This window comes from Nocardia fusca NBRC 14340 (genome assembly GCF_001618425.1).
GTDB classification, from domain to species: domain Bacteria; phylum Actinomycetota; class Actinomycetes; order Mycobacteriales; family Mycobacteriaceae; genus Nocardia; species Nocardia fusca.
On the sequence record NZ_BDCU01000055.1, the window covers coordinates 81,495 to 90,569 of the forward strand.

The 9,075-nt window shown below is 65.8% G+C and carries 10 protein-coding genes; 4 read left to right on the forward strand and 6 right to left on the reverse strand.

The annotated features are described in order from the left end of the window. Positions 1 to 15: 15 nt before the first annotated feature. The 5 genes from fusA to NF4_RS32255 all read right to left on the reverse strand — a co-directional run bounded on the left by fusA (position 16) and on the right by NF4_RS32255 (position 4,618). Positions 16 to 2,118, reverse strand: coding sequence for an elongation factor G (fusA, locus tag NF4_RS32235; protein ID WP_063131173.1), 2,103 nt, complete (start codon positions 2,116 to 2,118; stop codon positions 16 to 18). A gap of 126 nt (positions 2,119 to 2,244) precedes the next feature. Next, the gene (rpsG, locus tag NF4_RS32240) at positions 2,245 to 2,715 is read right to left on the reverse strand and encodes a 30S ribosomal protein S7 (protein ID WP_030525248.1); all 471 of its coding nucleotides are present in this window, start codon (positions 2,713 to 2,715) and stop codon (positions 2,245 to 2,247) included. 1 nt (position 2,716) lies between these two features. Next, on the reverse strand, positions 2,717 to 3,091 hold the full coding sequence (rpsL, locus tag NF4_RS32245) for a 30S ribosomal protein S12 (protein WP_030525247.1): 375 nt from the start codon (positions 3,089 to 3,091) through the stop codon (positions 2,717 to 2,719). A gap of 445 nt (positions 3,092 to 3,536) precedes the next feature. Beyond that, positions 3,537 to 4,097 (reverse strand): DUF3558 domain-containing protein, encoded by a 561-nt coding sequence (locus tag NF4_RS32250; protein WP_063131192.1) that lies wholly within the window; start codon positions 4,095 to 4,097, stop codon positions 3,537 to 3,539. 5 nt (positions 4,098 to 4,102) lie between these two features. After that, complete coding sequence (locus NF4_RS32255; protein ID WP_063131174.1) at positions 4,103 to 4,618, reverse strand: DUF3558 domain-containing protein; 516 nt, start codon at positions 4,616 to 4,618, stop codon at positions 4,103 to 4,105. Positions 4,619 to 5,136: 518 nt separating this feature from the next. Here NF4_RS32255 and NF4_RS32260 point away from each other — a divergent pair. Beyond that, complete coding sequence (locus NF4_RS32260) at positions 5,137 to 5,376, forward strand: hypothetical protein (RefSeq protein WP_063131175.1); 240 nt, start codon at positions 5,137 to 5,139, stop codon at positions 5,374 to 5,376. A 42-nt stretch (positions 5,377 to 5,418) separates the two neighbouring features. On the opposite strand, the gene NF4_RS32265 is transcribed toward NF4_RS32260, so the two are convergent. Beyond that, the gene (locus NF4_RS32265; RefSeq protein ID WP_063131176.1) at positions 5,419 to 6,393 is read right to left on the reverse strand and encodes an NADPH:quinone oxidoreductase family protein; all 975 of its coding nucleotides are present in this window, start codon (positions 6,391 to 6,393) and stop codon (positions 5,419 to 5,421) included. A 243-nt stretch (positions 6,394 to 6,636) separates the two neighbouring features. On the opposite strand from NF4_RS32265, the gene NF4_RS32270 reads away from it, so the two are divergent. From NF4_RS32270 to NF4_RS32280, 3 genes are all read left to right on the forward strand, one after another. Next, complete coding sequence (locus NF4_RS32270) at positions 6,637 to 6,969, forward strand: type VII secretion target (RefSeq protein ID WP_063131177.1); 333 nt, start codon at positions 6,637 to 6,639, stop codon at positions 6,967 to 6,969. Continuing rightward, positions 6,966 to 8,099 carry a transglycosylase SLT domain-containing protein gene (locus NF4_RS32275; protein WP_063131178.1) on the forward strand — a complete coding sequence of 378 codons (1,134 nt, stop codon included), beginning with the start codon at positions 6,966 to 6,968 and terminating at the stop codon, positions 8,097 to 8,099. Before NF4_RS32270 ends, NF4_RS32275 begins: the two co-directional genes overlap by 4 nt. 126 nt (positions 8,100 to 8,225) lie before the next feature. Next, positions 8,226 to 8,996 carry an acyl-[acyl-carrier-protein] thioesterase gene (locus NF4_RS32280; protein WP_063131179.1) on the forward strand — a complete coding sequence of 257 codons (771 nt, stop codon included), beginning with the start codon at positions 8,226 to 8,228 and terminating at the stop codon, positions 8,994 to 8,996. Positions 8,997 to 9,075: the final 79 nt, after the last annotated feature.

Consider the following 9,075-nt stretch of genomic DNA (forward strand, 5'->3'; position numbering starts at 1 on the left):
GCTCCGGAGGGGTACTTACTCGCCGGTCGCCTTGGCGATGATCTCCTTCGACACGTTGGCCGGAACCTCCGCGTACGAATCGAACACCATGGAGTAGTTCGCCCGGCCCTGGGTCTTCGACCGCAGGTCACCGATGTAACCGAACATCTCCGAGAGCGGAACCAGCGCCTTGACGACACGGGCACCACTGCGTTCCTCCATGGCCTGGATCTGGCCACGGCGGGAGTTCAGGTCGCCGATCACATCGCCCATGTAGTCCTCGGGCGTGGTGACCTCGACCGCCATCAGCGGTTCGAGGATCACCGGACCGGCCTTACGGGCCGCTTCCTTCAGGGCCTGCGCGCCGGCGATCTTGAACGCCATCTCCGAGGAGTCGACGTCGTGGTATGCACCGTCGAGCAGAAGCACCTTCAGATTGACCAGCGGGTAACCGGCGAGCACACCGTACTGCATGGCGTCCTGTGCGCCCGCGTCGACCGAGGGGATGTATTCCTTCGGCACGCGGCCACCGGTGACCTTGTTCTCGAACTCGTAGGTGGCGCCGTCTTCACCGACGAACGGCTCCAGCGCGATGATGACCTTCGCGAACTGACCCGAACCACCCGTCTGCTTCTTGTGGGTGAATTCGAGCTTCTCCACCTTCTTGGTGATCGTCTCGCGGTAGGCCACCTGCGGCTTGCCGACGTTGGCCTCGACCTTGAATTCGCGCTTCATCCGGTCGACCAGGATGTCCAGGTGCAGCTCGCCCATACCGCCGATGACGGTCTGGCCGGTCTCCTGGTCCAGCTTCACCGTGAAGGTCGGGTCCTCTTCGGCGAGCTTCTGGATCGCGGTGCCCAGCTTCTCCTGGTCGGACTTGGTCTTGGGCTCGATGGAGACCTCGATGACCGGGTCCGGGAAGGTCATGGACTCCAGCACGATCTGGTTGTTCGGATCGCACAGGGTGTCCCCGGTGGTGGTGTCCTTCAGGCCGATGACCGCGTAGATGTGGCCGGCGCTGACCTGGGGTACCGGATTCTCCTTGTTGGAGTGCATCTGGAACAGCTTGCCCAGCCGCTCCTTCTTGCCCTTGGTCGCGTTGATGACCTGGGCACCGGAGTCGACCTTGCCCGAGTAGACGCGGACGTAGGTCAGCTTGCCGAAGAACGGGTGCACCGCGATCTTGAACGCCAGGGCCGCGAACGGTTCGTCGGCGCTCGGCTTACGGGTGATGACCTCGTCTTCCTTGCCGGGCACATGACCCTGCACGGATTCGACATCCAGCGGCGAGGGCAGGTAGTCCACCACGGCGTCGAGCATGGGCTGCACGCCCTTGTTCTTGAACGCCGAACCACACAGCACCGGGTACAGCTCGGAGTTGACCGTCAGCTTGCGAATGGCGCCCTTGATCTCGTCGATCGAGAGCTCTTCGCCACCGAAGAACTTCTCCAGCAGGGCCTCGTCCGATTCGGCGACGGTCTCGAGCAGTTCCTGACGGTACTGCTCGGCCCGCTCCTCGAGATCGGCCGGGATTTCCTGAACCTCGTACTTCTCACCGAGCTTGGTCTCGCCGGTCCAGACCTTCGCGTTCATCTCGACCAGGTCGACGATGCCCTCGAAGGTGTCCTCCGCGCCGATCGGCAGCTGGATGACCAGCGGCTTGGCGCCGAGGCGGTCCTTGATGGTCTGCACGGTGAAGTAGAAGTCCGCACCGAGCTTGTCCATCTTGTTGACGAAGCAGATCCGCGGCACGTCGTACTTGTCCGCCTGCCGCCACACCTGCTCGGACTGCGGTTCCACGCCCTCCTTGCCGTCGAAGACGGCAACGGCGCCATCGAGCACGCGCAGGCTGCGCTCCACCTCGACGGTGAAGTCCACGTGGCCCGGGGTGTCGATGATATTGATCTGATTCTGGTTCCAGAAGCAGGTCACCGCCGCGGAGGTGATGGTGATACCGCGCTCCTGCTCCTGCTCCATCCAGTCGGTGGTCGACGCCCCGTCATGGGTTTCGCCGATCTTGTAGTTCACACCGGTGTAGAAGAGGATGCGTTCGGTGGTAGTGGTCTTGCCCGCATCGATGTGGGCCATGATGCCGATGTTGCGGACCTTGTTCAGGTCGGTGAGCACGTCCTGTGCCACGGAAATCTTCCCCGCTCGTAGCTAGTTGGGATTTTCGCCGACGACCGTGTGGCCGCCCTATCTGTCAAAAGCGGAAGCGGTGCTTCCGTAAGCCTCCCGGCCCAGGAGCGATGGGCCGGACAGACATCACCAGCGGTAGTGCGCGAAGGCCCGGTTGGATTCGGCCATCTTGTGGGTGTCCTCGCGACGCTTGACCGAAGCGCCGAGGCCGTTGCTGGCATCCAGCAGTTCGTTGGCCAGACGCTCGATCATGGTCTTCTCACGGCGAGCCCGCGAGTAGTTGACCAGCCAGCGCAGCGCGAGAGTGTTGGAGCGGCCGGGACGGACCTCGACCGGCACCTGGTAGGTGGCGCCACCGACACGGCGCGGCTTGACCTCGAGGGCGGGCTTGACGTTGTCCAGCGCGCGCTTGAGAGTGACGACCGGATCGGTGCCGGTCTTCTCGCGCGCCTGCTCCAGCGCGCCGTACACGATGCGCTCGGCAGTGGACTTCTTGCCGTCGAGGAGAATCTTGTTGACCAGCTGCGTCACCAGCGGCGACCCGTAGACCGGGTCGTTGATCAGCGGTCGCTTGGGAGCGGGGCCCTTGCGCGGCATATCAGCTCTTCTCCTTCTTGGCGCCGTAACGGCTGCGGGCCTGCTTGCGGTTCTTCACACCCTGGGTATCGAGCGAGCCGCGGATGATCTTGTAACGCACACCGGGGAGGTCCTTCACACGACCGCCGCGCACGAGCACCATCGAGTGCTCCTGCAGGTTGTGGCCTTCACCGGGGATGTAAGCCGTGACCTCGACCGCGCTGGTCAGCTTCACACGCGCGACCTTCCGCAGCGCGGAGTTCGGCTTCTTCGGGGTGGTGGTGTACACGCGGGTGCACACGCCACGACGCTGCGGGCTCCCCTTGAGGGCCGCGGTCTTGGTCTTGGCGACCTTGTCGCGGCGACCCTTGCGGACCAGCTGGTTGATGGTTGGCATATACCGGCTTTCCTTTTATCGGTTATGGCGGTGTCAGGGCTGTTCATCGAGCTTTCACCCGCACGTCCAACCACGTTTCTCGCGTCCCGAGGTCGGGCGTGTCGCGCGCAGTTCAGGGCCCGATTTACAGGCACGCTGGAATCGTCGGCCGCTCTCGCTGGCCTACGTCTACGCTCGAACTTGCCCGTATCCTTCCGGGCACAGCGGTCCACTGTACTCGGGCGTAGTGAATAGGGTCAAAACCGGGGTGATGTTGTGATATGGCGGGCCGGCCTCGGCCCCTCGGATTCCGGCTCTCGACCCCTCCCGGGCATCTCTCGCCACTACTCAACGGACCCGCCCGACCGCTTGTTCCCGGGTGGTCCCGCTTCCCGGACGAACAGCAGCAGGAACAAGACGGTTGCCCGGTGTCTCGCGGACGAGCCACACGGCGGGACCGACCCCGCTATCGCGCGATATTGAGCGTGAGTTCGAGCAGCTTCTTGGCGGCAGCGCACGGATCGGGTGTCCCCGAGTTCACCCACCAGCCGATCACCCCGGAGTCGGCGGCGCTCGCGGTCATCCCGCACGATTTCGGGTCGTTCGGACGCCGGACCTCCAGCGCGATCGTGCCCTGCACAGTGGTCTTGGTGCTGGTGTAGCCCAGCTTGTCGTTCGTCGCCTGCTCGTTGCGCAGCGACCCGTTCTCGTACCAGTTCAGCGTGAGCATTCCGGAGCCACCGCCGATATCCCACATACACACGGCACCGAAGAACGACTCGCTGATGTAGACGCTGCCACCGAGGGCGTCGATGATCTGCTGGTCGGTGACCACGTCGCATTCCCGCAGCAGTTTGTCGATCTGCGCGGTGTCCACCGATTCGCCACCGCCGACCGGCTGCGGGGTCCCTTCCACGGTGCTGCCGCAGCCGGCGCCCAGAATCGTCGTAACCAGTAGTGCCGCGGCAGCCGCCGCCGTACGCAGTCGCCGCCGGTGAGCGGGTCCGGGACCGGATGCGAATGTCATCGCCTTCACCCCAACCGCTCGATCGTCAGTTCGGCGAGTGCCCGGCTGCGCTCGCACGGGTCGCCACCGGCGATGCTCCGCGCGGTGGACCATTCGAAGAAATCATCGTCGAGTTGCACCGCGAGATCGCATATCCGCCCGGTGGGATCGAGTGCCGCGAACCCGTTACGTCCGCCCACCGTGATCGGTTCCGGCGGCCGGCCGTGCGTGGTGACCCATGCCTTCTCCCGTTCCAGCGGGCTCCCCCGGTACGAGGCGAAGGTGATGGAGTTTCCGCCGCTGCCCTGCCAGTTGCAGCCGACCCCGTTCTTGAAGGATTGCACGATCTGCCCCAGCCCCCCGAGATCACGTACCTCGTTGTCGGTGACATGCCCGCATTCCCCCACGAACGGACCGAGCGCGGCCACCTTGGGCGCCGGCCCCCGCGGTCCCTCGTCGTCCCCGGCCCCCTGGTCGGACCCACACCCCGTCAGAGCAAAGGCCGCGGTCAACCCGAGGACTATCGCCGACCTGATCCGCATGCCGTGCACAATACCGACGAACGACCGATCCCGGCGGCGGTGCAGGTCACGCGTGGGTTCCCGCCCTGCCGAGTGACTGCTCGACCGGCACCGCGACACCACGGGGCCGCGCGGTTTCCCCGTCGACCGCGAACCGAGGGAATTCCGGTGGAACCGATTCCGTATCGGCCACGTCAGTAGATGTGACAGAACAATTTTCGGGCGGTGACGTCCGACGATCGAACGGCTCGGAAATCGGTGGCACGGTCACCTCCGGGCAATTCGATTCGCGCACTTGGGGGGGTCATGAATTCCGCATGAAGAGAACGCGGCCGCTTCCCGGTTCGTACCGGAGGTTCGCGCAGGTTCGTCCCTGCCGCTCCGGCGCGTATCGAAGAGGCCGATCGGCCAAGAAGCATTACGCGGTGGTCGACGACGTGTCGGTTACCCGGATACCGCGCCGCGACGGCCCGGATCAGCGGGCAGTTCGACGGACATATTCCGTCCCATCACGAATCAGGAACACACGGAGCATTCACATGAAGAAAATCGCTTATTCGATAGTCGTCGCCGGATTCGTCGGCACTGCGCTGCTGGGTGCGGCGGGAACGGCCGCGGCCACCGATGCCCCCTTCCTGCCACGCAATTACCCGACCCTCGATTCGTGCATGGCGGATCTGAACGAGCTGGAAAGACGGGAGGGCATTCCCGGTAAGTACGGCTGCTTCCCGGTCAGTCAGCAGGACATCGCCGGTCCGAGTGTTCTGAACTACCGCTGACGAGGGCGTCCGGCCCACAGCCGCGGCTGTGGGCCGGACGGGTCAGCGAAGTGTCACCACGACCTTGCCGGTGGCGGCGCGGTTCTCCAGCGAAGCGACGGCCTGCGCGGCCTGCTCCAGCGGGAAGAGCACCGCCTGCGGCGCGGCGATCTTGCCGGAGGCGAACAGCGGCTCCACCTCGGCCCACTGCTCGAGGAGGTAACCCGGATGCGACAGCACCCACTCGCCCCAGCCCGCACCGACGACCTCGACGTTCTTCAACAGCAGCCGGTTCACCTTCACGGTCGGGATATCGCCGCCGGTGAAGCCGACCACCAGCAGGCGCCCGCCCCGGGCCAGCGATCGAATGCTGTCGGTGAAGCGGTCGCCGCCGACGGGATCCAGCACGATGTCCACGCCGCGGTTGTCGGTGAGTTCCTTGACCCGGTCGAGCCAGCCGTCGGTGAGCACCACATCGGTGGCGCCGTGCGCGCGGGCGATCTCGGCCTTCTCCTCGGTACTCACCACCGCGATCACCCGGCCCGCGCCCAGCGCACCGGCCAATCGCAGAGTAGAGGTACCGATCCCACCGGCCGCGCCGTGCACCAGCACGGTTTCCCCCTCGGCGAGGCGGCCGCGGTTGCGCAGGCAGAAGTGCACGGTGAGATCGTTGAACAGGATTCCGGCACCGGCCTCGAAGGAGATGTTGTCCGGAAGCTTGAAAACCATTTCGGCGGTGGTCGTGGCGACCTCTGCCATCGCGTTGCCGAGCATGGTCAGGGCGCAGACCCGGTCACCGGGCTTCACATGCGACCCCTCGGGTGCTTCGCGTACGACCCCGGCGACCTCGCCACCGACTACGAAAGGCATCGGGGGTTTCATCTGGTAGAGGCCACGGGTCATCAGTACGTCGGGGAAGGCGACTCCGGCGGCATGGACGTCGATCACCACACCACCCGGCAGTGGCCGCGGTTCCGGGATATCGACGATCTCGATCGCTTCCGGTCCTTCGAGTTTGCTGACCTGAGCTGCGCGCATATGCCGACCTCTCTGTTCGCCGACCGGCGGCTATAGAGACGCACCAGTCGATATGTACCAATCCACCCGTCTTCATCAACTTAATGGTCATCGGCAGCCGAAGTCCATCCCCCGCCCGGGCCTGCCGACCCGCGCACACCCCTTCGTCCGATCGATCGCCGCTGGTCGAGCGGGCCTCGGGATACATGCCGCTTTGTTAGGCTCGGCCACAGCAGGAACGGGCGGGAATCCCCGGGGGAACGAATGAACGAAGAGACGAGTACACCCAGCGCGACGGTACGGGTCGATCCCGGTCTGCTGCGCGGTTTCGCCGGTCGGCTCGATACCGAAGCCGACGCCGTCACCGCGCTCGACACCCCCGAGGTGTTCGCCGCGGCCGCGACCGCGCTACCCGGCACCGGTTTCGGCCCACCGGCACAGCGTGCCGCCGACCTCACCGCGTCCTGCCTGCACCGAATCGCCGACCGGCTCACCACCGTCGCCGCCACCCTGCGCACCAGCGCGGGCGACTACGAGATGACCGAAGCGGAGGTCACCGGGGCACTCACCACCGTCGGACTGGAGACCGCGGTATGACCCTCACCATCGGCAATGTCGAACAATGGCAGACCGACCATCTCACCGCGGCCGCCACTCACGCGACTACGCTGTCCGGCCGGCTCGACCAGCTCACCGGGACCGCGGTCACCGACACCCGGGCGATGCACTGGACCGGATCCGCGGGTGCGGCCGCCGGTACCCGGATGGATATCGAACGCACCCGAACCGGAGCAGTGAGCGCAGCCCTGCTCGAACTCGACACCGCACTGCGCGCCGAAGTCGCCAACCTGATCGAGGCGAGGAACAGGGTCCTGCTGATGCGCGATACCGCGCGCAACACCGCGCAGCCGCCACTACCGGCCTTCGACGTGGCCGACGACGGTACCGTCAGCGCCCAGTCGCGGATCGACTATCTACGCCGGGCCGCCGGCGACACCGCCGATTCCGCCGAAATGCAACGCACCGAGCTGGGGCAGCGCCTCGTGGCGGCCTCCCACCAGTGGCATATCGTCAACGCCCTGAAAAGCGCGGAGGACACCGCGAACCGGGCCACCACCCAGGTACAGCAGGCCGTCACCGCACTGGAGCATGCCCACGGTGTGCTGGGCGAACCCGGTACCGCCCCCGCCGCCGCGCCGACGGTTCCGGCCGCCACCACGGCACCCTCGGCCGGGGACGGCGCGCCGAGCTCCGGATACCCCACCACCAGCGGTTCCCCGGCCAGTTCCCTGATGGGTGGTACATCCACCGACAGCGGCTCCGGAAGTCCCGCGCCCTCGTCCGGGGCGGCCCCCACCACCATGCCCACCGGCGATCAGGCGGAGTGGATAAAGGAAGCCATCCGCGTACTGCGCGAGAACGGCTACGACATCGACGATGCCGAGGCCGCCACCATCGCGCTGATCATCGAACGCGAATCCGGTGGCAATCCGAACGCCATCAATCTGTGGGACAGCAACGCCGCGGCCGGGATCCCGTCGAAGGGTCTCATGCAGACCATCGATCCGACCTTCAACTCCTATTCGCTGCCCGGTCACGGCGATATCTGGAATCCGGTGGACAACATCATCGCCGGTACGAGGTACGCCATCGAACGGTACGGTTCGCTCGGCAATGTGCCCGGGGTGGTGGGGGTCTCCAACGGCACCGGCTACGTCGGATACTGACGCCGCCACACGCCGAGCACAGCGAACCGACGGCTCGGCGTGGCGCGGTGACACACGCCCCGTAAAGTCGTCTCACAGGAAACACGCAGAAGTACCGCGGCCCAACCCGCCGCGCGAGGAGCACAAGTGTCACTCGATCAGCCGCTCGCCCCGCTTCCCCAGGAGGGCATGGGGTTCGTTACGGCGTGGCCGGTGCGAGCCGGCGACGTGGACCCGTACAACCGTCTACGCCTCGACGGTGTCGCCCGCTACCTCCAGGACATCGCCTGGGAACACCTCCAGCAATCGGTCCTGGAACAGAGCGACCCGAGCTGGATCATCCGGCGCACGGTCATCGACGTGGTCCGCCCGGTACTGTGGCCCGACCACGTCCACCTGCGACGCTGGTGTTCGAGTATGTCCACCCGCTGGGCGAATATGCGGGTGCGTATCACCAGCGACCGGGGCGGCCTGATCGAAACCGAAGGTTTCTGGATCAACATCAACGAGTCGAACAATATGCCCGCCCGGATCAGCGACGCGGGTCTGGCCTACCTCGCCCAGACCACCACCGAGCAGCGACTCCGCTGGCGCCCCTGGCTCACCGACCCAGCGCCACCCGAATCCGACACCGACCTGCCGTTTCCGCTGCGTGCCACCGATATCGACCAGTACAACCATGTGAACAACACCTGCTACTGGCAGGCCGTGGAGCAGTACCTGGTCGACTACCCCAAGCTGGTCAGCGGCCCGCACCGCGCGGTCATCGAATACGTCGCGCCGGTCCTGGCCCGGCAGCACATCAGCGTCCGCAGCAGGTACGAACCGGGTGACCGGACCACGGGCCGCCCGACCCTGCGCCTGTGGTTCGTCGTGGACGGAATCACCACCACAATCGTCCGTATAGCGCCCCTGTAGACCCATTCGCCTACGAGGGGCACTCCCGGCCGGACGGGCAAACATGCCGACCCGACCATCGAATGCCGAGGCAACTCCG